Here is a 25610-nt window from a genome sequence, read left to right on the forward strand (position 1 = left end):
CCCCATTGCAAGCGGCTTTTTCATGTGTATTCCGGGAGTCTGAAAGAGCTGAAACTTAACTCAGCCTTTTGCTTTTAGTGCGCGGGGACACACCTGGACATGGCAAAAGCTCCCGGAATTTCGTGCTCCTTATAAAGGAGGCTCATATTTCAATTTAGATTTTTAGGCTTTGGATTCCCCCTTAAAACTGCATTGTACAACGAGAGCCCGTGTATACTTATTGGATGTACTTATTCATAAAATCATTTCAAAAGAGCAGTAATAAAATTTAAAGGTGTGATTTTTATCGCTCACAAATCAAACTCAAAATTGCTTTTTGTTGCTTAGGCTTGAGTTCTCTAAAACTTTTCAAAAGGGTATGCTCTTCTTTATTAGCAATTTCATCATAGGATGTATTTTTTTCTTTCAACGAAATATCGGCATAAAAAAAGAAAATAGAGATATCCAAGATATCAGCAATTTCTTGTAGGCGCCCTGCGCCAACGCGATTGATCGCTTTTTCATATTTTTGGATTTGTTGAAAGGTGACCCCTAAACGATGCCCTAATTCTTTTTGAGAAATTTTCAACATTTCTCGTCTCAAACGAATTCTCTTGCCTATCAAAATATCGTTAGAATGTGGATTTTTCGCTTTCACTTCAGGTTCCCCTCCGGTTGCGAGCGCCCTCGCATAAGTATTCCGGGAGTCTGAAAGTACTGACCTCGAATCAGCTTTTTTGCTTTTAGTGCGCGGACACACCTGGACATAGCAAAAACTCCCGGAATCCCGGGACACCCACAAGAGTAGGTTAATTTTATGTATCGAGGTTTCGGGCTTTCAGTTCCCTATTGGTTGTCGCGTATACAACCAAACTCACAAGGTCTATTGATAAAGGAATTTCGGAAAATTTACAATAAAATTTAAAGGAGTGTTTTTTCTCACTCAAGAAATCAAACACAAAATTGCCTTCAGTTGTTTAAGAGAGATCTGTCAAACTCTCCGGTTTCAAGTGACTTCTTTATGCGTATTCCGGGAGTCTGAAAGTACTGAGTTCGCATCAGCTTTTTTTGCTTTTAGTGTATGGACACACCTGGACATGACAAAAACTCCCGGAATCTCATGCTCCTTATAGACGAACAGATCACTCCCCTTAGCCCATTGCAAGTGGCTTTTTCATGCGTATTCCGGGAGTCTGAAAGTACTGAACCCTAGTCAGCTTTTTTGCTTTTAGTGTATGGACACACCTGGACATGGCAAAAACTCCCGGAATCTCATGTTCCTTATAGATTAACAGATCACGCCCCTTAGCCCATTGCAAGCGGCTTTTTCATGTGTATTCCGGGAGTCAAAACACTGAGTTCAGTCAGCTTTTTTGCTTTTAGTGTGTGGANCCCCATTGCGAGCGGCTTTTTCATGCGTATTCCGGGAGTCTGAAAGTACTGAATCCGAGTCAGTTTTTTTGCTTTTAGTGTGTGGACACACCTGGACATGGCAAAAACTCCCGGAATCTCATGTTCCTTATAGACGAACAGATCACTCCCCTTAGCCCATTGCAAGCGGCTTTTTTATGTGTATTCCGGGAGTCTGAAAGTACTGAACCCTAGTCAGCTTTTTTTGCTTTTAGTGTGTGGACACACCTGGACATGGCAAAAACTCCCGGAATCTCATGTTCCTTATAGACGAACAGATCACTCCTTCTGCCCCATTGCAAGCGGCTTTTTCATGTGTATTCCGGGAGTCTGAAAGAGCTGAAACTTAACTCAGCCTTTTGCTTTTAGTGCGCGGGGACACACCTGGACATGGCAAAAGCTCCCGGAATTTCGTGCTCCTTATAAAGGAGGCTCATATTTCAATTTAGATTTTTAGGCTTTGGATTCCCCCTTAAAACTGCATTGTACAACGAGAGCCCGTGTATACTTATTGGATGTACTTATTCATAAAATCATTTCAAAAGAGCAGTAATAAAATTTAAAGGTGTGATTTTTATCGCTCACAAATCAAACTCAAAATTGCTTTTTGTTGCTTAGGCTTGAGTTCTCTAAAACTTTTCAAAAGGGTATGCTCTTCTTTATTAGCAATTTCATCATAGGATGTATTTTTTTCTTTCAACGAAATATCGGCATAAAAAAAGAAAATAGAGATATCCAAGATATCAGCAATTTCTTGTAGGCGCCCTGCACCAACGCGATTGATCGCTTTTTCATATTTTTGGATTTGTTGAAAGGTAACCCCTAAACGATGCCCTAATTCTTTTTGAGAAATTTTCAACATTTCTCGTCTCAAACGAATTCTTTTGCCTATCAAAATATCGTTAGAATGTGGATTTTTCGCTTTCACTTCAGGTTCCCCTCCGGTTGCGAGCGCCCTCGCATAAGTATTCCGGGAGTCAAAAACACTGAATCCGAGTCAGCTTTTTTGCTTTTAGTGTGTGGACACACCTGGACATAGCAAAATCTCCCGGAATTCCGGGACACCCACAAGAGTAGGTTCATTTTTACGCTCGGATTTTAGGGGTTTTTGAATCCCTCTTGGTCGTTGCGTCTACGACCAAAGTTACCTTTTAAGGTATAAAGGAATTGAAGAAAATTTACAATAAAAATTAAAGGAGTGTTTTTTCTCACTCAAGCAATCAAACACAAAATTGCCTTCAGTTGTTTAAGAGAGATCTGTCAAACTCTCCGGTTTCAAGTGACTTCTTTATGCGTATTCCGGGAGTCAAAAACACTGAGTTCAGACCAGCTTTTTTTGCTTTTAGTGCGCAGACACACTTGGACATGGCAAAAACTCCCGGAATCTCATGTTCCTTATAGACTAACAGATCACTCCCCCAGCCCCATTGCAAGTGGCTTTTTTATGTGTATTCCGGGAGTCTGAAAGTACTGAGTTTGGACCAGCTTTTTTGCTTTTAGTGCGCGGACACACCTGGACATGGCAAAAACTCCCGGAATCTCGTGTTCCTTATAAAGGTGGCTCATATCTCAATTTGGATTTTCAGGCTTTGAATTCCCCCCATAAAACTGCATTGTACAACGAGAGCCCGTGTATACTTATTAGATGTACTTATTAATAAGATAATTTCAAAAGAGCAGCAATAAAATTTAAAGGAATGTTTTTTCTCGGCTCAAGAAATCAAACATAAAATTTCCTCCAGTTGTTTAAGAGAGATCTGTCAAATGCTTATGCACACTCTCCAAAACCATAAGGGAAAACCAGCAATTTATTGAGAAGACGAATAATCCTTAAAGATCAGCCCCACAAAAATACACCTAAAAACATGCGTCACACCTTAACGCATGCCCCACCCCCCCGTACGAGATTTGCCATGCTCTTGGGATAAGATCACGCCGTTATCCGTTGAATTGTCGCACCACATCGGGTTCATTTTTCTTCCAACCGCTCAAAGCCACGATCAAGATGATAAACACGATTAACGATTGTTTCGCCCTTTGCAGCCCCTATAATAAGATAAGAAGGCCGCAATCACCAGAGAGACAAAAAGCCCGCAAATCGGTTGCCATTACAGGGGCGCCTTGCAACTTCTCTGTTCCATGAGATGCGTTGCTCTCTCACCATCGCGTTTTATCTCTGCCTCAAACGATTAAGTCCTTAAAAGATGCATAAAACGATTTTCAAAAACCGTCTCCGTGATATGGGAAATGCCTGAATACCCCCTCCAAACAACAGACATTCAAGCCATGTTCTTGGGATAAGATCACGCCGTTATCCGTTGAATTTTCGCACCACATCGGGTTCATTTTTCTTCCAACCGCTCAAAGCCACGATCAAGATGATAAACACGATTAACAATTGTTTCGCCCTTTGCAGCCCCTATAACAAAATAAGAGGGCTGCAATCACCAGAGAGACAAAAAGCCCGCAAATCGGTTGCCATTACAGGGGCGCCTTGCAACTTCTCATGTTCCATGAGATGCGTTGCTCTCTCACCATCGCGTTTTATCTCTGCCTCAAACGATTAAGTCCTTAAAAGATGCATAAAACGATTTTCAAAAACCGTCTCCGTGATATGGGAAATGCCTGAATACCCCCTCCAAACAACAGACATTCAAGCCATGTTCTTGGGATAAGATCACGCCGTTATCCGTTGAATTTTCGCACCACATCGGGCTAATTTTTCTTCCAACCGCTCAAAGCCACGATCAAGATGATAAACACGATTAACGATTGTTTCACCCTTTGCAGCCAATGCCGCAATCACCAGAGAGACAGAAGCCCGCAAATCGGTTGCCATTACAGGGGCGCCTTGCAACTTCTCTGTTCCATAGACAGTTGCTCTCTCACCATCGAGTTTTATCTCTGCCCCTAAACGATTAAGTTCTTGAACATGCATAAAACGATTTTCAAAAACCGTCTCCGTAATATGGGAAATGCCTTCAGCCCGTGTCATCAACGCCATAAACTGCGCTTGAAGATCCGTTGGAAAAGCAGGGTATGGTCCTGTTTTAATATCAACAGGCATAATTTTTGTGATTGCTGGATTTCGCTTCACGTGAATTCCTTGCGGCTCTATTTGAATCTCAAGCCCTGTTTTTTGCAGCACTTTGAGCACTGTTGTCAGATGATTAGGGTTGGCATTTTTCAAAAAGACATCTCCCCCCGCCATTGCCACAGCCATTGCATATGTCCCCGCCTCAATTCGATCGGCAATGACGCGTATTCTTGTTCCTTTGAGTTTTTTCACCCCCTCAATAGTAAGCGTCGTTGTTCCTTCACCCGTTATTTGAGCCCCCATGGCATTCAAGGTTCGAATAAGATTTGTGACTTCTGGTTCACACGCCGCATTCTCAAGCGTGGTTGTTCCCTTTGCCATTGTCGCCGCCATCAGCAACACATGGGTTCCCCCAACCGTGACTTTAGGAAAACGGTAATGTGCTCCTTTTAATCCCTTTGGGGCTTTTGCATGAACATATCCATTCTCAATGGTAATATGAGCGCCTAATGTTTTTAGTCCTTCGAGAATAAAATCCACGGGTCTTGTTCCAATAGCACACCCTCCAGGCAGGGAAACATAAGCCTCCAAGCATCGCGCAAGCAGGGGTCCAATCACCCAAAAGCTTGCACGCATTTTTTTCACCAATTCATAAGGCGCTCGTGTTGTGGCTATTTTTTGAGCGGTAAAATGAATGGTTCTTGAATTGGTCCCATCATCATGAAACTCTTGTCCATCAACGGCATATCCCACCCCATGATTATTAAGAATACGAATAAGCAACTCAACATCAGCAAGATGCGGAATATTTTCTAGCGTAAGCGTTTCTTCTGTCAACAGTGACGCAATCATAAGAGGCAATGCAGCATTTTTTGCCCCTGAAATCGGAATTGTCCCTTTAAGTTTTTCCCCACCAACAATTTGAATAGCATCCATCGTGTTTTCCCTCTTTTCCTTTGCGCCACCCCTTCCAAAGGTTTTTCTCCTTTTGAAAAGTTATGCTTTATTGATCGTTTTTTTAAAAACGCCTTCTAACGATGAGAACAAATAATTGAGACGTTTGGTTGCAAAGATGCCTTAAAAAAAACATTTTTTTTGCATTCTAAAGCTCTTCTTGGGCTCTTTTTCGACTTTGCTCTTTTCGACGTTTTAAGTTTTGACGCAATTGCTGCGCCAATCTTTCTTGGCGTCGTTTTGCTTTTTCCTCTTGATGATTTATTTCATCGTGCTTTTGTTTTTGATGCATCTGTGTCATTGCGCAACCTTTTTAACAGTGTTGAGCTTCTATCCAATCAACTCACGGCTTTTTAAAAAATGTTTAAGAGTATAAGAACACACTTGTCATGACATAAGATACGTTTTCTTGCAAGAATATACAAATGTTCTCTTGCCTATTTTATGACAATATGGCACAAGACAGCGCAACGATTGAAAACGGCTGCGGTAGCTCAGTGGTAGAGCACTCCCTTGGTAAGGGAGAGGTCGAGAGTTCAATCCTCTCTCGCAGCACCATTTTATTCCTCTTTTGTCCCTCCCCTCTTTCCTCTATAAACCTTCTCTTATCAGCTCAAAAATCCCCACCAACACAGCTCTCCCCCAATACAGTTCTCCACAATACACGAAACGAAAACACAACACCTTCTCTTCCCTCCGTGAAAAAAAACGTGAACCATCAATTATCCGTCAACTTGAAGCTTCACGAGACAGCCCTCTCATGCCCCTCAAACCCGCAACACAAAAACAGCCAGCCCCCCATCTCCTCTCTCACTGCTCCAATATCTTGCCTCCAAAGTACATCCCCCACTTAAAACTTCTCCCAAACATCGCCCCACTTCCCCAAGCAACACTTCTCGCACTAAATCTCTCAAGCTCCCCACCAACTCTCCCCCAATACAGTTCTCCACAATAAACGAAACGAAAACACAACACCTTCTCTTCCCTCCGTGAAAAAACACATGAACCATCAATTATCCGTCAACTTGAAGCTTCACGAGACAGCCCTCTCATGCCCCTCAAACCCGCAACACAAAAACAGCCAGCCCCCCATCTCCTCTCTCACTGCTCCAATATCTTGCCTCCAAAGTACATCCCCCACTTAAAACTTCTCCCAAACACCGCCCCCACTTCCCCAAGCAACACTTCTCGCACTAAATCTCTCAAGCCCCCCCACCAACACTCAGGTCCCTCTTAAAACTTACCTTTTTATAGAATTTTCTCCCCAATCAACGCTGCACAAGATCCCTTTCTTCCCCGCTTTACCCTTGTTTTTCCTCTCAACAGACGCTTTGTCTTCAACTTTTTGCCTTCCCCCTCCCTCAAAGCCCTGTCTGTTCTTATGCTAAAGCCTGTCTCGAAACATTTAATGTGCTGGACCATCTTCTCCAAAGCCTCATTAAAACGGCTAATTTCAACTTCAAGCTTGCTGATATAGGCTTCATCACGATAAGCCCGTTTAATTAAAGGAGGCATATCTGGCCAATAGAGCATCAAATCCACCCATTCGCGTTGCGAAATCCATAAGCCTCCTTGACATTGTGCTTTATGTTCTGCTGGAAAATTTTTTTGCGCAAAATGAGGAATTAAAATTTCAGGTTTTTTTGTTTTAATTTCCAACAATCCATTTTTTCCCACAAAAGCATCCGGAGAAAATCCTTTTCTGCGATCATCGGCTAAAACAAAGCCAATACATTCGGGTTCTGTCTGTGTTAATTTTCCATAAAGCTGTCGCGCGCTTGGTTCTAATTCTGTCCCCCGTCGCTGAGAAAATGTTGTTCCTTCCTCAACGGTTTTTCCGGTTATTCTTTCTCCTGCCAATTTCATCATGACACTATGATAGCGTGATGTTTTTTGTCCCTGTTTTTTTTCTGCCATAACCATCTCAAACAGAGAAGCTGTAATCAAACCATTGCGCGCTTTTTGCCATTCCTCTGTTCCCTGAATACAATCGATAATAATTGGCATGTTTTTCCCCCTTTATCTGGCTCTTTTTTTGACACTCTATCCTCTTTGCAAGATGCTCTTTAAAACATCACACTTCCCCCCCCACGCACAACAGACTCCTCCGCCTTCCCTCCAACGGCACAAACGCTTCACACACCCTCTTGTCTCTCTCTCCCTATTAGCCCCCCTATCGCCTCCCCCCCAACAAAACAGCGCCTCCCCCAAAAAGCTCCTAGAAATAAATGAAAGGAAAGCCCCTCCTTTCCCCCGTGAAAAAACACCTATCCCGTCAATTATCCGTCAACTGATTGACCATGGGGTAAACCTCTCACTTCCCCTCACACACACAACACGAAAGCGGACAAAACCGCCCCCGTTTCCTCTCTCACATCCCTAACATCTTCCCCCAAGTGACTTATCTCTTGCTTGGCTGCCCCCTGAAAAATCTTCCGCCATCTCCCTCAAGCAACATTTGCAACGGCTCAGCCTCTGATGCCCCTTTCAACACCCCCTTAAAACTACCTTTTTATGGAATTTTCCTCCCTTATCAACGCTGTACAAAACTCCCTTCCTCCCCCGCTCCTACGTCCTTAGCTTCCCCTCAACACCGCCCACTATCTTCCCCACGCAACACTTCTCACGCTAAGTCTCTGATGCTCCTCTCAACACCCACATTCCGCCTTGAACTGACCTTTTATAGAATTTTCGCCCTCATCCACTCTGTACAAAACTCCCTTCCTCCCCCGCTCCTACGTCCTTAGCTTCCCCTCAACACCGCCCACTATCTTCCCCACGCAACACTTCTCACGCTAAGTCTCTGATGCTCCTCTCAACACCCACATTCCGCCTTGAACTGATCTTTTATAGAATTTTCGCCCTCATCCACTCTGTACGGCCTCCTCTTCTGCCTCTCTCACCCTTCATTGTCCAGAAGACGCTTTTATCCCCCTAAGCTTTCTGCCTTTTGCGACATCTTTTCCATTTCCTTATTCTCTAAAAATCAAGCAACTGCGCGCCACCCTTTCCCCCTCAGGCACCGCCCCCCTTTCCTCTTTCCTCCATACTGGCGCCTCCTATCGGCTCCCCCAACAAAACAGCGCCTCCCCCAAACAGCCCCTAGAAATGAATGAAAGGAAAACACAACAAAGCCCCCTTTTCCCCCGTGAGAATAACACTGGAGACCTTTACCTTGATCATCAATGGTCTATCTCATGGGAGGAAAGAGCTTTTTTCCATGCTGTTATTGCACGACAGAAAAATCATGGTGGCAATATTCTTCCGCCAAGTTGTTTGCCATCGACAGAGCCGCCTCTTGCGATATAAAAAGAACAGCATTGTGTTTTTGTGGTTCGAGTCTGATTAAATTTCGAGTCTTTCCAGCATAATAAAGCGCAAAGCCTCGATAAGATGTCTTGAGATAACTTGGCATAATTACCACCAATAATCTGACAAGACATCACAAGGGCGTAAACGATGCTGTTTTTCATAAGAGCCATAGAGATTATCTTCATAATCGCGAGCCACTCTTTCATCTAAACAGGCATGATAGGCTTCACTATTCAAAATGAAGGGCTGCAAGTGGGTATTTTCTTCGTTTAGTTCATAATTTTCGACATAACAATCAGCGATTTGTTCGCTCACGTCTTCAGCATGATTTGTTGTAAGATCAAATCGTAAAACTTTATAAACAGTTTCAGATTCTTCAATCAGTTCGAGTACTTCTTCGATTTCTTCGATAGGTCCTTCATAGCTATCTGGCTTTTCATCTTCGCAGAGAATGATAATAATTTCATCCTCTTTAACGAATGGAATATTTTTCATGATTTTCCCCCTTTAGACAGTTGATAAAGCAGAGCTTCATCTTGACAAGATCAAATATAGCGTTAGTCTTATATCCTCTATAGGAGAGATGTCAAGCATTTTATCCTTCATAAAAGATATATTTTAAGTCTTTGCGGGGTTCAAATGACATACATAAATAAAGATCTGTTATTCCTTGTTCCCCTCATGTTCTTTTGTTGTTCGCTATTTGTTCTCACTTAATTGCAACGATAAACACACAGGAGAGATAAAATGAGTGATATAATATTAATAGAATACTGGAGTCGTCTTGATTCAAAAGCACAAAAAGAACTTATTTTGAAGCTTCGTCAACGGGTCGCCGCAAAAGAGTTAAAATCGCCTGTCTCTCTTCAGGAGAGAGCTTTGAAATAAGCTCTATAAATTCTTTATCTTCAGGACTAGCCCCCTTACCGTAAAGAATATAATTCATACTGATATCAATTTCGTGACAAATTCGCGAAAGAGATTCGATTGTTGGCTCTTTTCCTTCAGAAAGGATAGAATGAAGGTACCCCGCACCTTTACCGGCAGCGAGGGAGATAGATCTTTTTGAACGCCCACTTTTTTCCAAAGCGGCCCTCAATCTTTTACGCCAACCATCGATATTCATAGTTCCACCATATAGCGCGTCTTTTTAAAAAAACACGTCCTTTTTACAAAACGGGCTTGCAATATCCTTTAAAAAGGATAAAATTAAGGAGACAAATTTTATTTTTTAGGGGGAAATAAAAAATCATTTTTTGCTCATAAAAACACTTCCATACCATGAGAGACAAAAGACAACTTCTCAAAACTGATTCATCAAGATGTGTTGTTCTTTTTATTTTTTCCATCATTGTAATCCCAAGTTTTAAGTTTCCATGCCCTTCCAGCACCCCCACTCATTGATAAACATCATAAAGAAGTCTCTTAATCGTTATTGAGCAAAGCCAAAGGCAACAACAAGCTAAATTTCTGTTTACGCTTTTATTGTCAATGAAACTGTATAAGAAAGAAGAAAGTAGATTGCCGTATGAAACACGTTAATCAACAAGAAACTCCTCACTATGAATCGTCTAGGCTTCCATATGTTTGTTGGTACCAAAATGACTTTCTAGGCGGTGTTCGTGGCATGCGCGCACACGAGATTGGAATTTATACCATTCTACTCAATGAAATGTATGCACGCGGTCGTCCTCTAGAAATATCGGAAGAACGTTTAGCGCGTCTTTGCGGTTGTGACAAGCGAACTTTTGTTAATGTTTTAGGCATGCTGATCCGAGAGGGTAAGATTTTAAATTTAGCCAATGGCTTATGGAATGCGCGTTGCGAAAATGTTTTTCAAGAGCGTGAAAAATTGCTGGAACAAAAATCCTTTGCGGGTCGTTCTTCGGCAAAAAAGCGCAAGAAAATCAATACTGAGATTCAACAACTGCTTCACGCGCGAACAAAAGATGATCAACAAAGCTTAGAAGCTCAAAAGGCAGAAGAAGAAAAGGAAACACCTAACGGTGTTTTTGAAAAGAATAGGGTATTTGATGAGAAAGAAGAGGACCTTTCCAGCCAAGAGAATCTGGAACAAAGTGCACCACCTCCCGCTTTAGCTCTCTCCGCCTCACGAGCCGCCTCCTCACTGGCAGAAACAAAGCATGAAAACGGCACCGCCACCGCTCTCCAAGCAGGGGCGCGAGAAGCCGCTCTCACAGCACTTGTCCCAAAGAAAAATACAAAAAAAACCGCCAATTGTGTGTCCTCGAGCTTTTCAACATCGCCCTCGCCTTGTTCCAACAAAAAAAACACCCCTTCCAGCATTATCAAAGGACACCGTCTTCCTGAAGCTTGGCAAGCAGACATCAAGGCAGCAATTTCAGAAGGCTTAAGTGAGAGCCAAGCCCATTGGCAAGCCAAAAAGTTTCGCGACTACTGGCAAGCCAAGAGTGGCAAAGAAGCCCTCAAAGTAGATTGGCAAGCCACATGGCGCAACTGGTTTCGCCGTGAGATCGAACGGCTAGAACAACAAAAACAGGAAAGCGTCTCACCGCGCCCTTGTGCGAGCGACGAGAACCTTTACCGCAGTCTGATCAACTATAGCGACGATTGTTGACATCACATAAGCCGAACCCTTTTTTCACACAAGCAAACGCGGGAGCACCAATGTTTCAAAACCATAAACAAAACACCATCAGACAAAACAACACCCACCCAAACAACAGGCAAAGCAGCCACCATAAAACGCATCACCATCCCCCATACTGCTCTCATCATAACAGCCCATGCCCCACACGCCTCATCTTTTCCACGCAAAGGAATACAACCGCGCCTCTCTCTCCCTTCTCTTGTCACGCACACGCCTTGCCCCACCGCCCCCTAACCAAGGGTTCTGCTTCCCACACAAGCAAACAAACAGCTGCGTTGCTGTTTTAGAAGGTTTAAGTAAGAGCCAAGCCCATTGGCAAGCCAAGAAGTTTCGCAATGACGAACCAACCAAGACCCGTAAAAAGCCCACAAAACAGATTGGCAAGCGCCATAGCGCAACTGGTTTCGCCGTGAGATCGAACGGCTAGAACAGCAAAAACAGGAAAGCGTCTCACCGCGCCCTTGTGCAAGCGACGAGAACCTTTACCGCAGTCTGATCAACTATAGCGACAATTGTTGACATCACATAAGCCGAACCCTTTTTTCACACAAGCAAACACGGGGGCACCAATGTTTCAAAACCATAAACAAAACACCATCAGACAAAACAACCCTGAACACAACAATAGGCATCCAAACAACAGGCAAAGCGGCCACCATAGAACGCATCACCATCCCCCATACTGCTCTCATCATAACAGCCCATGCCCCACACACTTCATCTTTTCCACGCAAAGGAATACAACCGCGCCTCTCTCCCTTCTCTTGTCACGCACACGCCTTGCCCCACCGCCCCTCGGCAAGGGTTCTGCTTCCCACACAAGCAAACAAACCGCAATGCAACCGCGTGAGAAGGATCAAACAACGCGCCAATCCTTCAAACAACACCCGCAAGCCGCTGCCTCTTCTCTTGTCACACACACACCTTGCCCCACCGCCCCCTAGCCAAGGGTTCTGCTTCCCATACAAGCAAACAAACAGCTGCGTTGCTGTTTTAGAAGGTTTAAGTAAGAGCCAAGCCCATTGGCAAGCCAAGAAGTTTCGCAATGACGAACCAACCAAGACCCGTAAAAAGCCCACAAAACAGATTGGCAAGCGCCATAGCGCTACGGATTTCGCCACGAGATTGAATGACGAGAACCGCAAAATAGAATCCCAAAACGCATAAGATCACACATAATCATGAGCACAATTTTTGAAATCAAACAAAAACTTATCGCCCAAGCTGATCGGATAGCAGAAATGCTTCTTCCCCAAGGGCATAAACGCGGTAACCATTGGATTGTTGGCAACACACGCGGTGAGCCCGGTCAAAGTTTATCGATTTGCTTAAGCGGCAGTAAAGCAGGGCTTTGGTATGATTTTGCAGAAGGGATCGGAGGCGATATTTTAGATCTTTGGTGCGAAGTCAAAGGCATGAGCCTCTCTCAAGCACTCGAAGAAGCACGCGCCGTTCTCAATCTCACACGCCCCAAACCTTTTATGGTTCCCCAACGTTCCTACCGCCGTCCACCGGTGCCTCAAGGGCACCCCCCACAAAATCGCGTAAAAAACTATCTCCACAAAGAACGCCATATCCCTCTAGAGATTATCAAGCGCTACCGCATAGGAGAAGAGGGTGAAAAAATCATTTTCCCCTTTTATAAACCCAATGGCACCCTTGCTTTAGTCAAAGAACGACTTGCACAAGCAGGCGCCAAAACAAAACCCACAGCAGCCCAATGTGAACCGATTTTATTTGGTTGGCAAGCCCTTTACCCTACAGACCACACACACACCTCTGCGCCCACACCCACAGCCCACGCCACCACGCACAGCTCTCAGCCCACACCCACAGCCCACAACACCACGCACCTCTCTGCACCCGCGCCCACAGCCCACGCCACCACGCACAGCTCTCAGCCCACACCCACAGCCCACAACACCACGCACCTCTCTGCACCCGCGCCCACAGCTCACAGCACCACACACACCTCTGCGCCCGCACCCACAGCCCACAGCGCCACACACACTTCTCAGCCCGCACCCACAGCCCACGCCACCACACACACTTCTCAGCCCACACCCACAGCCCACGCCACCACACACACCTCTGCGCCCACCTCCACAGCTCACACCACCACACACACTTCTCAGCCCACACCCACAGCTCACGCGCCCACACACACTTCTCAGCCCGCACCCACAGCCCACGCCACCACGCAAACCTCTGCGCCCGCACCCACAGCCCACAACACCACGCACACCTCTGCGCCCGCTCCCACAGCCCACAACACCACGCACACCTCTGCGCCCGCTCCCACAGCCCACAACACCACGCACACCTCTGCGCCCGCTCCCACAGCCCACAACACCACACACAGCTCTCAGCCCGCACCCACAGCCCACGCCACCACGCACACCTCTGCGCCCGCCCCCACAGCCCACAACACCACGCACACCTCTGCGCCCGCGCCCACAGCCCACGCGCCCACACACACTTCTCAGCCCGCGCCCACAGCCCACAGCGCCACGCACCCCTCTGCGCCCACACCCACAACCCACAGCGCCACACACCCCTCTGAACCCACACCCACAGCCCACGCCACCACGCAGATGCCTCAGCATGCGTCCACAGACCCCACGTTGTTTCCCACGCTTTCTTCAACAAACCGAACACTTTCCTCAACAAACCGAACAATTGTCATCACGGAAGGAGAAATTGATGCGCTATCGCTTGCCGCCTATGGCTATCCAGCAGTCTCTGTCCCCTTTGGGGGTGGAAAGGGAGGCAAACACAATTGGATTGAAAATGAATTTGATCATTTGGAAGCATTTGAAACCATTTTTTTAGCCACCGATATGGACCAGCCCGGAGAAGAAGCCGCCCGTGAAATTGCCAACAGGCTTGGGCGTCACCGTTGCTACCGAGTTCGCTTACCCCGCAAAGATGCCAATGAGTGTTTAACCGCCGGCATTGATGCTGCCACCATAAAAGCGGCTTTTACTTCTGCCAAAAGCTTTGCCCCAGAAGGCTTACGACGCGCCTCAGACTATAAAGATCAAGTGATTGGGCTTTTTTGGCCAGAGCCTGAAAAACATCTTGGCTATACGGTTCCCTATCCTAAACTTAAAGATAAACTCCATTTTCGCCCTGCAGAATTAACGCTGTGGAGCGGCGCCAGTGGTGCAGGCAAAAGCCAATTGTTGTCTGACTGTATTCCCCATTGGATTGCGCAAAACAGTCGCCTTTGCTTAGCCTCGCTAGAGATGAAAGGAGAACAATCACTCCGGCGTTTAACCAAACAAACGGGCGGGTTAGAAAAGCCTACAAAAGAGACCATTGAACGCATTTTGCATTTTTTAGACGATGGGCTTATTCTTTATGAACATGTAGGCAAATCGAGTGTTGATACCTTGCTTGATGTCTTTGACTATTGTCGTGCGCGCTATGGGTGTGATCAATTTATTATCGACAGTCTCATGCGGCTTGGCATTGCCTCTGATGATTATGCTGGGCAAGAACAAGCGGTTTATAAAATGGTGGATTGGGCTGTTTTAAACACTGTACATATTCATCTTGTCGCCCACGCCCGCAAAGGAGGGCTGGATAAAGATATCCCCGGAACAGAAGATATTAAAGGCGCCTCAGAAATTGGAGCGAATGCTTTTAACATCATCACCATTTGGCGCAATCGGTCGTTAGAAGATAAAATTTTTGCCGCCTCGCTCGCAGCAGAAAAAGCCGATTTAGTCAAACGCCCCGGTGTCATTATGAATATTGCCAAACAACGTTCTGGTGATTTTGAAGGCAAAGTCGGTCTCTGGTTTGACCCCCAAACCTACCGCTATCGCTGTTCTTTTGAACAATCTTCTCCTCGGCGTTATCTTTAACACCCCTTCTCACTTTTTTTTAAAAAAACTCCCAACATCACGACGCACATTCTGAATATAGTGATAAATTAAAACAACAAGAAATACCCCTATACTGGGCGTCTCCTTCTCATTTAAAAACCAAAGCCAACTCCAACCCAAACGCTCTGCTCCCCACTGAACAAAATTCAAGACAAGAGACAAAATGCAGATAAACAGCACAAAATTCAAAACACGCAACACCCTCTGCACCAGAGTATCGCTCTGCGCGCGTATAAAGAACCCCAAGAGCAATTTCAACAAGAGTGCCAAGACCAACACCTTCAAGAACATGCCTCTTAGGCTATTCATATCGCTAATGCCTACAGCAAAAAGATACAAGATAACCCCCATCATGCCACAAAAGAGGATCGCCTTCACAAACCTAACCCAAGCCACAGGCAGACTTTTTACGCTGAAGTGCATCACACCAAGGACAGCGGTAAAAATGCAAGAAAATACCACCCCTTTCAACAATAACGCCTCGCTCACTGGGACACTTCTTCTAACACCTGAACAAATAAAACCAAGATAAAGAGCCATCAAGCCATACAAGACCACCCATCTCCAAAAAAGCATCCAGCCTCTCACCCCACGGCGCGCAGCTGCCTTATGAAGAAAAAACAAGCCAACAGCCAAAATGCAAGCAAACACCAACAACAGCAAAAAAAAACAAATCGTTCGACATCAATATCCCCAATACCCTACAGTAAAGTTACAGGTCACGCCCATAAGACAAAAAAACACCACCTACCTCAAGAACCAAGCCCATAGAACACGCGCAGACTTCACTCCCTGATAAATAAAAGGAAAAAGAAATCCCCAAATGAAGATCAATACATCCTGATTCGAGAACCAAAGCCAACTCCAACCCAAACGCTCTGCTCCCCACTGAGCAAAATTAAAGACAAGAGACAAAATGCAGATAAACAGCACAAAATTCAAAACACGCAACACCCTCTGTACCAGAGTATCGCTCTGCGCGCGTATAAAGAACCCCAAGAGCAATTTCAACAAGAGTGCCAAGACCAACACCTTCAAGAACATGCCTTTTACGCTATTCATATCGCTAATGCCTACAGCAAAAAGATACAAGATAACCCCTATCATGCCACAAAAGAGGGTTGCTTTTACAAACCTAACCCAAACCACAGGCAGACTTTTTACGCTGAAGTGCACCAAACCAAGGACAGCAGCAAAACTGCAAGAAAACAGTGCTCCCTTCAACAATAGCTCCCTGCTCACAGCGTTTCTCCCCACGCCTGCACAAATAAAACCAAGGTAAAGAGCAATCACGCCATAAAAGAGCACCCACCTGCCAAAAAACATCCACCTTGTAACCCCGTGGCGCTTGGCCGCCTTATCAAGAAAAACACCAGCCCCAACAAAAAGGCAAAAAAACAGCAATAACAGTAAAAGCACCAAACTCTGCGACATCAACAAGTCTCCCCGCAACCATAAAATTAAAGAAAACGCCCATTCTTTTTAAAAACAAAGCCCAAGTCACCCCAACACACCGCATTCCCTCATGAAAAAAATGCTCATAACACGAACAAGAAGGACACAAATGCAGATTGAACCCCACTCATTCAAGGACCAAATCCAAGGCACACCCCAATATTTGGCTTCGATCAAAGCCAAACCAAGGATAAGACTCAACAGGCAAGTCAACACTAGGCTCTTCAAAAACACCAAACCCCGTGACATCACCCCTCCACTCTCATAAACACAACCCCAACAAGCATGTTGGTAGAGCAAAATCTTAATTCTTTTCAAAGAATGAAAGCCTAAACCCAAAACGTTTTGCCCCTCGAAAAATAAGCCCTAGAACAAGACCAAAGACAAGTCCCCAAAGGACACTAAACACCCACTTATTGGAGAACCAAAGCCAGCTCACACCAAAAGCTTGGGCTTGCTTATAAATAAAATCAGTGACAAGAGCAAAAATGAAGCTACACAACAGCATCTTGAAGAACAAACTCTTCTTTACACCGCGTCGCTGCAGGACTTCATACCCCACCATAAGGAGAATGCCGGGAGTACCATAAAATGCCAAAGCCCGTAAAAATACGCCCCACCTCATCCCCAACGCCTTTATTTCCACATAAACAGCCCCAAAGACAGCAACCACAATGCAGAAAAACACCAGTCTCTTCAAAGACAAAAACCCGCGCAACGCCATGGCACTCCCCCAACAAGTCATTCAAGGAAAATCCACCATGCAGCAAAACATCTCGCTTTTCAAGAAGCAAAATCCAAGGACAATTTCACCCACATACACAGCACAACAATCCAAGCCATCTNTTCTCCCCACGCCTGCACAAATAAAACCAAGGTAAAGAGCAATCACGCCATAAAAGAGCACCCACCTGCCAAAAAACATCCACCTTGTAACCCCGTGGCGCTTGGCCGCCTTATCAAGAAAAACACCAGCCCCAACAAAAAGGCAAAAAAACAGCAATAACAGTAAAAGCACCAAACTCTGCGACATCAACAAGTCTCCCCGCAACCATAAAATTAAAGAAAACGCCCATTCTTTTTAAAAACAAAGCCCAAGTCACCCCAACACACCGCATTCCCTCATGAAAAAAATGCTCATAACACGAACAAGAAGGACACAAATGCAGATTGAACCCCACTCATTCAAGGACCAAATCCAAGGCACACCCCAATATTTGGCTTCGATCAAAGCCAAACCAAGGATAAGACTCAACAGGCAAGTCAACACTAGGCTCTTCAAAAACACCAAACCCCGTGACATCACCCCTCCACTCTCATAAACACAACCCCAACAAGCATGTTGGTAGAGCAAAATCTTAATTCTTTTCAAAGAATGAAAGCCTAAACCCAAAACGTTTTGCCCCTCGAAAAATAAGCCCTAGAACAAGACCAAAGACAAGTCCCCAAAGGACACTAAACACCCACTTATTGGAGAACCAAAGCCAGCTCACACCAAAAGCTTGGGCTTGCTTATAAATAAAATCAGTGACAAGAGCAAAAATGAAGCTACACAACAGCATCTTGAAGAACAAACTCTTCTTTACACCGCGTCGCTGCAGGACTTCATACCCCACCATAAGGAGAATGCCGGGAGTACCATAAAATGCCAAAGCCCGTAAAAATACGCCCCACCTCATCCCCAACGCCTTTATTTCCACATAAACAGCCCCAAAGACAGCAACCACAATGCAGAAAAACACCAGTCTCTTCAAAGACAAAAACCCGCGCAACGCCATGGCACTCCCCCAACAAGTCATTCAAGGAAAATCCACCATGCAGCAAAACATCTCGCTTTTCAAGAAGCAAAATCCAAGGACAATTTCACCCACATACACAGCACAACAATCCAAGCCATCTTCCAAGACCGCATCCCTAGGCACGCCACCCCCATGTCTTCTTTTAGGACTCCTTTCTTTTCCCTAAAGAGCCAGAAACATTTTTAAAAAACGAGAATCAAACGATATTTTATTCAACGATACTTTTTCCAAGGAGATGAAATGAACCATCACGATAAGAAAAAAAACACGCGCCCTCTTGAGCTTCACGAGAAAGGACAGCATATGGGACATTTAAAGACGCAAGAAGTTGCTCTTGAAACGCGCAATCCTTATTTTCAACCCCATCATCCAGAAAGTTCCAGCAATCGGCGTACCATTAAAGTTCTTGTCAATGCACAAAGCCGTCCCATTGCACTTTTATATGCAAAAGGACATATCAGTCCGGCACAATATAAAGCGGCAGAACGTTTTTATTTTTATTGGCGTCACAGTCAGGCAGACCTGCACATGAGCCTTGACTACAGCCGTGAAAAAGTTGCCTGTAGCCAAGGTTATACCCACCCCATTGAACGGCAAATAGAAGCCTCCAATCATTTAAAAATCATCAAAGGACAGCTTGGTATTCTTGGTTATTCACTGCTTGAGCGGGTGATCGGTTATGGACAAGCGATCAAAGAATTAAGTCCTTCAAAACGCAAACAAAACTCCCTTGCCGATCATTTACGGGATTGTTTAGACTTACTTGCCTTTCATTGGGGCTATGCAAACCATAAACATTCAGAATAATCCCCCTCATCATTCAGGGCAACATACCAACAGCTCCCCCCTCCATCCCTCACCACACCTCACAAAACACAAGCCTCACAAAACCCCTTACACGCAACACGCACACCCTAAAAAAAACAAAGCCTCTCCCCCCATGCCGCGCAACAATTCCAGCAAAACCCAACCGCATCCCCACGCACGCCCCCCCATGTCTTCTTTTAGGACTCCTCTCTTTTCCCTAAAGAGCAGGCAGCATTTTTTTAAGCAAGCCCATCATCGTCTGGAATGCCATCCCCAAAACATGAAATCCCCTAACGCCCCCACATCACACAAAAATGCTTCACTATCCCCTCAAGTCACTCAAGGAAAACAGCTAACTCCGCTCTCTTCTCCCTTTCAAGACTCAAAACAAAAAGCCTGCACCCTGCACCAAAACCATGTATCGACACCTCCACACCACGCACACACACACCAACAGCTCCCCCTCCATCCCCTCACCACACCTCACAAAACACAAACCTCACAAAAACCCTTACACGCAACACGCCTCCCCCTTAAAAAAACAAAGCCTCTCCCCCCATGCCGCGCAACAATTCCAGCAAAACCCAACCGCATCCCCACGCACGCCCCCCCATGTCTTCTTTTAGGACTCCTCTCTTTTCCCTAAAGAGCAGGCAGCATTTTTTTTAAGCAAGCCCATCATCGTCTGGAATGCCATCCCCAAAACATGAAATCCCCTAACGCCCCCCACATCACACGAAAATGCTTCACTATCCCCTCAAGTCACTCAAGGAAAACAGCTAACTCCGCTCTCTTCTCCCTTTCAAGACTCAAAACAAAAAGCCTGCACCCTGCACCAAAACCATGTATCTACACGCCTCCACACCACGCACACACACACCAACAGCTCCCCCTCCATCCCCTCACCATACCTAACAAAACACAAGCCTCACAAAAACCCTGACACGCAACACGCCTCCCCCTTTAAAAACAAAGCCGCTCCCCCCACACTGATCTATCGCAGCGGTTTATCGCTCCAATCCATCGCAGCGATTTATTGTGCCGGTCTATTACCATGGAATGCTCTCTTTGTTGGTTTTTTAGTGAAGAATAAATATGGTTGCATACGTCATAATATCTTTAAAGACTTAAGTTGACAGTGAATTGCAAAATAAACATTCAATGAAAGAGAAGTATTCATGACCTTTAAGGCATAAAAAGCAAATTTTTCTTTTTTGTAAAAAGTATTTTTATATTGCTCTCTTTTTAATTTTCTGCTAGTTATAGAAGAGTAGGTTTTTTAAGAGTGAATTTTTGTATTGAATACGTTTTTTAAATTCATTCTTTTTTGATATTTTTACAACCCAATGTTGAAAATCTTCTTATTATTGCCTTCTGTTTGAAGCAGAGGGCTTTTTTTTTGGCTGTATTGTCTTAAAACCCTCTTCTTAAACTTTGGGCTTTTCTTTCATAAGTTCTCCCTGCAAAAAAGATTATTCTTTTTTCAAATGAACTTAAAAATTCCCCTTCAAAGGACAAGGGATGCACGAGAGAAGCTGTTTTACGACATAACAGAATCACCGATCTTTTTCTTTATCGTTGAAACAGCAATAAGGTATTTTAATCCTAGCAATGGGTTGGTGGATTATCGTTTTCTGCTCTTCATCTTAGAAATTTTAGGCATCAAAGAGCCAACTCTCTCAGACTTTTCCTCTTTTAACGGGCTTCTCTTCTTTCAACGCTATTTTATCTTAAAATTCATCAAGCCAACGACTCATTACAAGCAAGCGAGCTCGTGTAGAATAAAACACGTCAAAGATAAAGAATTACCAAAATTGACTCAATTTATTCTGTTTTATGATAAAGCCCCATTCTTTAAGGGACATCTGAATAAAGCCATTGAAATCATTGAAATATTAAACCAAATCCATTGGCAAAACCAAAAGCCAAATTGGAGACAAATGCCTCATAAATTTCATGTAAGCTAATAAAATCAAGAAAAAGACAAAAAAAAAGCACAAAAATATCTTAATTCTCATAGAGATCTCAATATTCATTAGCTAACCTTCATTAGTGAGTCTTACTCTATAACCCTCTCAAATATTGAGGAGACAAAGCAGATATCTATAAAATACACAAACTGATAGAGATAAAATAAAAATAAATCTCTTGGGCTTTCTCTATTTTTATGAGATATGCCTTCCCCTATGGATGCACTCTAGCCCTCAAAAGAGTGCATCCATCCCCCATTGGATGCATCCAACCCTAAATGCATCCAATCTCATAGAGGATGCACTTTGCCTTGCATCAAGAGTGCATCCTTCCCCTCAAGGGATACAGGCCGTGGGCCCTCATGCGGCATGTACCCAATCTCATAGAGGATGCACTCCGCCTTCAAAGAGTGCATCCTTCCCCTCAAGGGATACACGCCTCACCCTCATGTGGCATGTATCCAATCTCATAGAGGATGCACTCTAGCCTTGCATCAAGAGTGCATCCTTCCCCTCAAGGGATACAAGCCTCAACCCTCATGCGGCATGTATCCAATCTCATAGAGGATGCACTCTAACCCTCAAAAGAGTGCATCCTTCCCCTCAAGGGATACACGCCTCAACCCTCATGCGGCATGTACCCAATCTCATAGAGGATGCACTCTGCCTTGCATCAAGAGTGCATCCTTCCCCTCAAGGGATACACGCCTCACCCTCATGCGGCATGTACCCAATCTCATAGAGGATGCACTCTAGCCCTCAAAAGAGTGCATCCTTCCCCTCAAGGGATACACGCCTCAACCCTCACGCGGCATGTACCCAATCTCATAGAGGATGCACTCTGACCTCAAAAGAGTGCATCCTTCCCCTCAAGGGATACACGCCTCAACCCTCACGCGGCATGTACCCAATCTCATAGAGGATGCACTCTGACCTCACAAAGAGTGCATCCTTCCCCTCAAGGGATACACGCCTCAACCCTCATGCGGCATGTATCCAATCTCATAGAGGATGCACTCTAGCCCTCAAAAGAGTGCATCCTTCCCCTCAAGGGATACACGCCTCACCCTCATGCGGCATGTACCCAATCTCATAGAGGATGCACTCTAGCCCTCAAAAGAGTGCATCCTTCCCCTCAAGGGATACACGCCTCAACCCTCATGCGGCATGTACCCAATCTCATAGAGGATGCACTCTAGCCCTCAAAAGAGTGCATCCTTCCCCTCAAGGGATACACGCCTCACCCTCATGCGGCATGTACCCAATCTCATAGAGGATGCACTCCGCCTTCAAAGAGTGCATCCTTCCCCTCAAGGGATACATACCTCAACCCTCATGCGGCATGTACCCAATCTCATAGAGGATGCACTCTGACCTCACAAAGAGTGCATCCTTCCCCTCAAGAGATACACGCCTCACCCTCATGCGGCATGTACCCAATCTCATAGAGGATGCACTCCGCCTTCAAAGAGTGCATCCTTCCCCTCAAGGGATACATACCTCAACCCTCATGCGGCATGTATCCAATCTCATAGAGGATGCACTCTAGCCCTCAAAAGAGTGCATCCTTCCCCTCAAGGGATACAGGCCGTGGGCCCTCATGCGGCATGTACCCAATCTCATAGAGGATGCACTCTGACCTCACAAAGAGTGCATCCTTCCCCTCAAGGGATACACGCCTCACCCTCATGTGGCATGTACCCAATCTCATAAAAGATGCACTTTGACTCTCAAAAGAGTGCACCCTTCCCTTCACGGGGTTGACTCAATTTTCATCACATCTCATTTTAATTTTAATGAACCCTCATTTTTATAAATCTTTAGTCAATGGCACAAAAAGAACTTCTACAGCAGTTCTTTTGCCACCCCTCTTACAGGATTCCACTTCACGGACAGAGCGTTTAAGCTTTTTTAAAATCTCCATAAAATGGAATCATAAAGAATTGATTTAGGCAATTAAGAGTAAATTTTGTCAAAATGTAGACAAAGTTTATTCTTTTTTATGACTGTTGTATTTTTACTATAGTCAGTTAAAGTGAATTTATATATGATACGTATCGATATTTATTTATAGAAATAAATATAGGAGAAAACGATGAATATCAGATATTTTTTTATAGCGGGGGCAATTACAAGCGGTTTAGCTCTTGCGATTCAAAAGTCTGATCGTATAGTCAATCAAGCGCCCTCTCCTATTGTTGCTCCTTATACTGTTGAAAAAACACATTCACAGTTTTTTAAGCAAGTAATGAGCCCATCGGATACATTGAATATACTGAGAACAGCGAATAGAACTGCATCAGAACAAGCATCTATAGATGATATCTATGCAAAAGGAAAAAATTTATTGAATGCTATTGCGAGTTTTTTAGGCTCACTCATGATATATTTTCTGCAGATGATTTCTGCGAGAGTATAAGAAACAAAAGTTCTTAAAATAAAGTTATATACATTTTGTATACTATAAAACAAAAATAAAAAGGCCCTTTTAAAAGGGGGCCTTTGTTTTGTTTTAATTTATCCTTTGTTTTATTTTATTTGTATTGTATTTTATGAACAAAAATCAGCCGCTCAAAAACAGCACTCGATTTCATCTTCCTCCCTCTTAAATGAAGACGGCTCGTGCTCTCAGAGCTCTAAACTCTAGATCCCATACTTTTTTGTCAAAAATATTCCATAATTCTGCCGTTTTCCCAATCAATTCTTCTGCTTTCAAGAAAATGCGCGTGGGTATTCTGGTCTTGCGAAAATTCACTTTTCAGCCTCAATAAACAAAGCACCATATCCCCTAGATTTCACACCCATATCCCCGCACCGGAAACAACAGTGTTTTACGCAGTCCATAATGATATTTTCTCACTTAAACTGAATATTTTCTCATCTCTAGCGCGCTTTTTTTCACATAATAAAGCGGCTTTTCTTAAAACAAATAGACTTTAAAAAACAAAAAAAGAGACAAATTTACCATCACGTAACTTTGCCCCTCATCTTGAGAAAAAATATTTTCAGCGGATTTTTTAAAAGCTGCTGTACTTTTTGATTTTTTCCAGCTCTTCTATTTTTCTCTTGTATTTTGCTTTTATTGTGTATTTTGCCCCTGTATTTTTTGTATTGCTTTGGAGAGAAAACCTTTCAATCATGGTGCTAAGCTTCTTTCAACAAGACTGTCATCAAATCAGAAGACGCTCTCCAATACCTTCAGGAAACTAATCAATTTTTATATCCATAAATGCAGGCTCACCCTCTTTGAGATAAGTAATATCAGGAGCATGTTTTACCCCCTCTGATTCTATGACGCATGGTTCATCACTCACAACATATCCTTGTTGCCTTAATTCTTGTTTTTTCTCCTCGACTATTTTTTGATGCAAATCTCGTTTTTGATGACATAAATAAGGATTTCTTACTCTGAAAATTTGAGTGTCATTCACTTCTATGGAGAAAATCTTTGCAACCTGTTCCAGCAGATCGTAACTGAATTTTCCTGCCTCCTTCACCTCTTGAGCCATCACCATCGCGCGTTCCAGATGGATTTTTTCAATGGTGTCATCAAAGCCAAGTTTATCGCCTACCGCAAAACTTTCATCATAAGAACCTAACGTCTCCACATCTCCCAGCAAGGCAAGAGCAGCAAGATGCAGCAGAGCATAAGGAACAAACTCTACTTCACCCTCTGCCCATACTAAAGAGTCTCTTTCCCAAGGTGGAATACGATATTGAGAGCGAAGCATTTCATGCAAAGAATCATCTTTCATTGCCCATTCTAAAGTTTTATCAAGTTCTTTCTTGAAACGCGAGGCAGTCACTTTCTCTTCATGAATTTCCAATCCATTGGGGACAAAATTTATAAATACCGTTGGCAAAACCCCAGAATTATAAGGATTAATGGTCTGACAAGCCGCCGCAAAAACACCGCTCATCACTAAAAGTCCGCGATCAAAGGGTGAAAATTCTTCTATGTGTTTCTCGTTATAGAGAAACTGCAATTCCCGATCGGGTAAAAAGAAGGTCGCCAAATGATCTCCTTTTCTCAACAATTCTACGGACCACCCCAGACTTTTCAAAAGTTCTGTTGCACTTTCCATGGTGAGAATTTCATCATCATCGATCAAGAACTCTTTTCCCTCTTGTTGCAAACGCCTCTCCAGCACCACAGCTTCGTCTTTCCAAAACTGCTGCGTTGCCAGATCATTTTCTTTCAGCACACGTTTCAGCTCGTCTTTTACTGCGGAATTCATTTTCATCCGTTTGAAGACAGAGATATAAAGAGCCAAAACCAACATGATAATGACCATGGAAATAGCCGTAACCACCCAGAGCTCGGGATCCAAAAGATGTACGACGATAGGATTATTGTTCATT

General features: G+C 44.2%; 24 protein-coding genes, 1 tRNA gene and 4 pseudogenes. 8 read left to right on the top strand and 21 right to left on the bottom strand.

Going from position 1 to position 25610, the window contains the following annotated elements:
• Positions 1 to 283 precede the first annotated feature (283 nt).
• The 6 genes and pseudogenes from FJG96_RS00940 to FJG96_RS08775 form a co-directional block, all read right to left on the bottom strand.
• Positions 284 to 637, bottom strand: a complete 354-nt coding sequence (locus FJG96_RS00940; RefSeq protein WP_139412362.1) for a helix-turn-helix domain-containing protein — start codon at positions 635 to 637, stop codon at positions 284 to 286.
• A 1326-nt stretch (positions 638 to 1963) separates the two neighbouring features.
• A complete protein-coding gene (locus tag FJG96_RS00960; protein WP_139412362.1) occupies positions 1964 to 2317 on the bottom strand; it encodes a helix-turn-helix domain-containing protein in 354 nt (117 codons plus the stop codon).
• Positions 2318 to 3358: 1041 nt separating this feature from the next.
• Positions 3359 to 3641, bottom strand: a pseudogene (locus FJG96_RS00965) (UDP-N-acetylglucosamine 1-carboxyvinyltransferase); the annotation flags it as partial.
• A gap of 90 nt (positions 3642 to 3731) precedes the next feature.
• Positions 3732 to 4015: pseudogene (locus FJG96_RS08930) on the bottom strand (UDP-N-acetylglucosamine 1-carboxyvinyltransferase); the annotation flags it as partial.
• 51 nt (positions 4016 to 4066) lie between these two features.
• Positions 4067 to 5362, bottom strand: coding sequence for a UDP-N-acetylglucosamine 1-carboxyvinyltransferase (murA, locus tag FJG96_RS00975; protein WP_139412363.1), 1296 nt, complete (start codon positions 5360 to 5362; stop codon positions 4067 to 4069).
• Between the two features lie 166 nt (positions 5363 to 5528).
• The gene (locus tag FJG96_RS08775) at positions 5529 to 5681 is read right to left on the bottom strand and encodes a hypothetical protein (RefSeq protein WP_164713652.1); all 153 of its coding nucleotides are present in this window, start codon (positions 5679 to 5681) and stop codon (positions 5529 to 5531) included.
• Positions 5682 to 5863: 182 nt separating this feature from the next.
• Between FJG96_RS08775 and FJG96_RS00980 the strand changes: the two genes are divergently transcribed.
• Positions 5864 to 5938: transfer RNA gene (locus tag FJG96_RS00980), tRNA-Thr, on the top strand.
• Positions 5939 to 6147: 209 nt separating this feature from the next.
• On the opposite strand, the gene FJG96_RS08780 is transcribed toward FJG96_RS00980, so the two are convergent.
• Positions 6148 to 6303: a hypothetical protein gene (locus tag FJG96_RS08780; protein WP_180338217.1), complete on the bottom strand. Its 156-nt coding sequence runs from the start codon at positions 6301 to 6303 to the stop codon at positions 6148 to 6150.
• A gap of 325 nt (positions 6304 to 6628) precedes the next feature.
• A complete protein-coding gene (locus tag FJG96_RS00985; RefSeq protein ID WP_139412364.1) occupies positions 6629 to 7387 on the bottom strand; it encodes a lambda exonuclease family protein in 759 nt (252 codons plus the stop codon).
• Positions 7388 to 8488: 1101 nt separating this feature from the next.
• Between FJG96_RS00985 and FJG96_RS08785 the strand changes: the two genes are divergently transcribed.
• On the top strand, positions 8489 to 8689 hold the full coding sequence (locus FJG96_RS08785; protein WP_180338218.1) for a hypothetical protein: 201 nt from the start codon (positions 8489 to 8491) through the stop codon (positions 8687 to 8689).
• Here FJG96_RS08785 and FJG96_RS08935 read toward each other — a convergent pair.
• From FJG96_RS08935 to FJG96_RS01000, 3 genes are all read right to left on the bottom strand, one after another.
• Entirely contained in the window at positions 8607 to 8795 is a 189-nt protein-coding gene (locus tag FJG96_RS08935) for a hypothetical protein (protein ID WP_078674242.1), read from the bottom strand. The genes FJG96_RS08785 and FJG96_RS08935 overlap by 83 nt on opposite strands.
• A gap of 2 nt (positions 8796 to 8797) precedes the next feature.
• Complete coding sequence (locus FJG96_RS00995; protein WP_139412365.1) at positions 8798 to 9187, bottom strand: hypothetical protein; 390 nt, start codon at positions 9185 to 9187, stop codon at positions 8798 to 8800.
• 313 nt (positions 9188 to 9500) lie between these two features.
• Complete coding sequence (locus FJG96_RS01000) at positions 9501 to 9818, bottom strand: helix-turn-helix domain-containing protein (protein WP_139412366.1); 318 nt, start codon at positions 9816 to 9818, stop codon at positions 9501 to 9503.
• A gap of 402 nt (positions 9819 to 10220) precedes the next feature.
• Between FJG96_RS01000 and FJG96_RS01005 the strand changes: the two genes are divergently transcribed.
• Positions 10221 to 11291, top strand: coding sequence for a YdaU family protein (locus FJG96_RS01005; RefSeq protein ID WP_139412367.1), 1071 nt, complete (start codon positions 10221 to 10223; stop codon positions 11289 to 11291).
• A 2-nt stretch (positions 11292 to 11293) separates the two neighbouring features.
• On the opposite strand, the gene FJG96_RS01010 is transcribed toward FJG96_RS01005, so the two are convergent.
• From FJG96_RS01010 to FJG96_RS08795, 4 genes are all read right to left on the bottom strand, one after another.
• Positions 11294 to 11530, bottom strand: a complete 237-nt coding sequence (locus tag FJG96_RS01010) for a hypothetical protein (RefSeq protein WP_139412368.1) — start codon at positions 11528 to 11530, stop codon at positions 11294 to 11296.
• An 86-nt stretch (positions 11531 to 11616) separates the two neighbouring features.
• The gene (locus FJG96_RS08790; protein ID WP_180338219.1) at positions 11617 to 11793 is read right to left on the bottom strand and encodes a hypothetical protein; all 177 of its coding nucleotides are present in this window, start codon (positions 11791 to 11793) and stop codon (positions 11617 to 11619) included.
• Positions 11794 to 11845: 52 nt separating this feature from the next.
• Positions 11846 to 12019, bottom strand: a complete 174-nt coding sequence (locus FJG96_RS01020) for a hypothetical protein (protein WP_180338220.1) — start codon at positions 12017 to 12019, stop codon at positions 11846 to 11848.
• 307 nt (positions 12020 to 12326) lie between these two features.
• Complete coding sequence (locus FJG96_RS08795) at positions 12327 to 12497, bottom strand: hypothetical protein (RefSeq protein ID WP_180338221.1); 171 nt, start codon at positions 12495 to 12497, stop codon at positions 12327 to 12329.
• Positions 12498 to 12505: 8 nt separating this feature from the next.
• On the opposite strand from FJG96_RS08795, the pseudogene FJG96_RS09255 reads away from it, so the two are divergent.
• Both FJG96_RS09255 and FJG96_RS09260 read left to right on the top strand, forming a co-directional pair.
• Positions 12506 to 13231 (top strand): annotated as a pseudogene (locus tag FJG96_RS09255) (DNA primase); the annotation flags it as partial.
• Positions 13232 to 13993: 762 nt separating this feature from the next.
• Positions 13994 to 15196, top strand: a pseudogene (locus FJG96_RS09260) (bifunctional DNA primase/helicase); the annotation flags it as partial.
• 9 nt (positions 15197 to 15205) lie between these two features.
• On the opposite strand, the gene FJG96_RS01030 reads toward FJG96_RS09260, so the two are convergent.
• The 5 genes from FJG96_RS01030 to FJG96_RS01045 all read right to left on the bottom strand — a co-directional run bounded on the left by FJG96_RS01030 (position 15206) and on the right by FJG96_RS01045 (position 18450).
• On the bottom strand, positions 15206 to 15868 hold the full coding sequence (locus tag FJG96_RS01030; RefSeq protein WP_246046876.1) for a hypothetical protein: 663 nt from the start codon (positions 15866 to 15868) through the stop codon (positions 15206 to 15208).
• Positions 15869 to 15964: 96 nt separating this feature from the next.
• Entirely contained in the window at positions 15965 to 16651 is a 687-nt protein-coding gene (locus FJG96_RS01035) for a hypothetical protein (RefSeq protein ID WP_139412371.1), read from the bottom strand.
• A gap of 325 nt (positions 16652 to 16976) precedes the next feature.
• On the bottom strand, positions 16977 to 17396 hold the full coding sequence (locus FJG96_RS01040; protein WP_246046877.1) for a hypothetical protein: 420 nt from the start codon (positions 17394 to 17396) through the stop codon (positions 16977 to 16979).
• Between the two features lie 235 nt (positions 17397 to 17631).
• Positions 17632 to 17763, bottom strand: a complete 132-nt coding sequence (locus tag FJG96_RS09180) for a hypothetical protein (protein WP_281278977.1) — start codon at positions 17761 to 17763, stop codon at positions 17632 to 17634.
• A 267-nt stretch (positions 17764 to 18030) separates the two neighbouring features.
• Positions 18031 to 18450 (bottom strand): hypothetical protein, encoded by a 420-nt coding sequence (locus FJG96_RS01045; protein WP_246046877.1) that lies wholly within the window; start codon positions 18448 to 18450, stop codon positions 18031 to 18033.
• A 261-nt stretch (positions 18451 to 18711) separates the two neighbouring features.
• Between FJG96_RS01045 and FJG96_RS01050 the strand changes: the two genes are divergently transcribed.
• The 3 genes from FJG96_RS01050 (at position 18712) to FJG96_RS01060 (ending at position 23667) form a co-directional block, all read left to right on the top strand.
• Positions 18712 to 19278, top strand: a complete 567-nt coding sequence (locus tag FJG96_RS01050; RefSeq protein ID WP_139412373.1) for a hypothetical protein — start codon at positions 18712 to 18714, stop codon at positions 19276 to 19278.
• Positions 19279 to 20765: 1487 nt separating this feature from the next.
• Entirely contained in the window at positions 20766 to 21245 is a 480-nt protein-coding gene (locus tag FJG96_RS01055) for a hypothetical protein (RefSeq protein ID WP_139412374.1), read from the top strand.
• 2098 nt (positions 21246 to 23343) lie between these two features.
• The gene (locus FJG96_RS01060) at positions 23344 to 23667 is read left to right on the top strand and encodes a hypothetical protein (RefSeq protein WP_139412375.1); all 324 of its coding nucleotides are present in this window, start codon (positions 23344 to 23346) and stop codon (positions 23665 to 23667) included.
• Positions 23668 to 24454: 787 nt separating this feature from the next.
• On the opposite strand, the gene FJG96_RS01065 is transcribed toward FJG96_RS01060, so the two are convergent.
• Positions 24455 to 25609, bottom strand: coding sequence for a DUF6990 domain-containing protein (locus FJG96_RS01065; RefSeq protein ID WP_139412376.1), 1155 nt, complete (start codon positions 25607 to 25609; stop codon positions 24455 to 24457).
• Between the last annotated feature and the right edge of the window lies 1 nt (position 25610).

It is taken from the genome of Bartonella mastomydis, assembly GCF_900185775.1.
GTDB classification, from domain to species: domain Bacteria; phylum Pseudomonadota; class Alphaproteobacteria; order Rhizobiales; family Rhizobiaceae; genus Bartonella; species Bartonella elizabethae.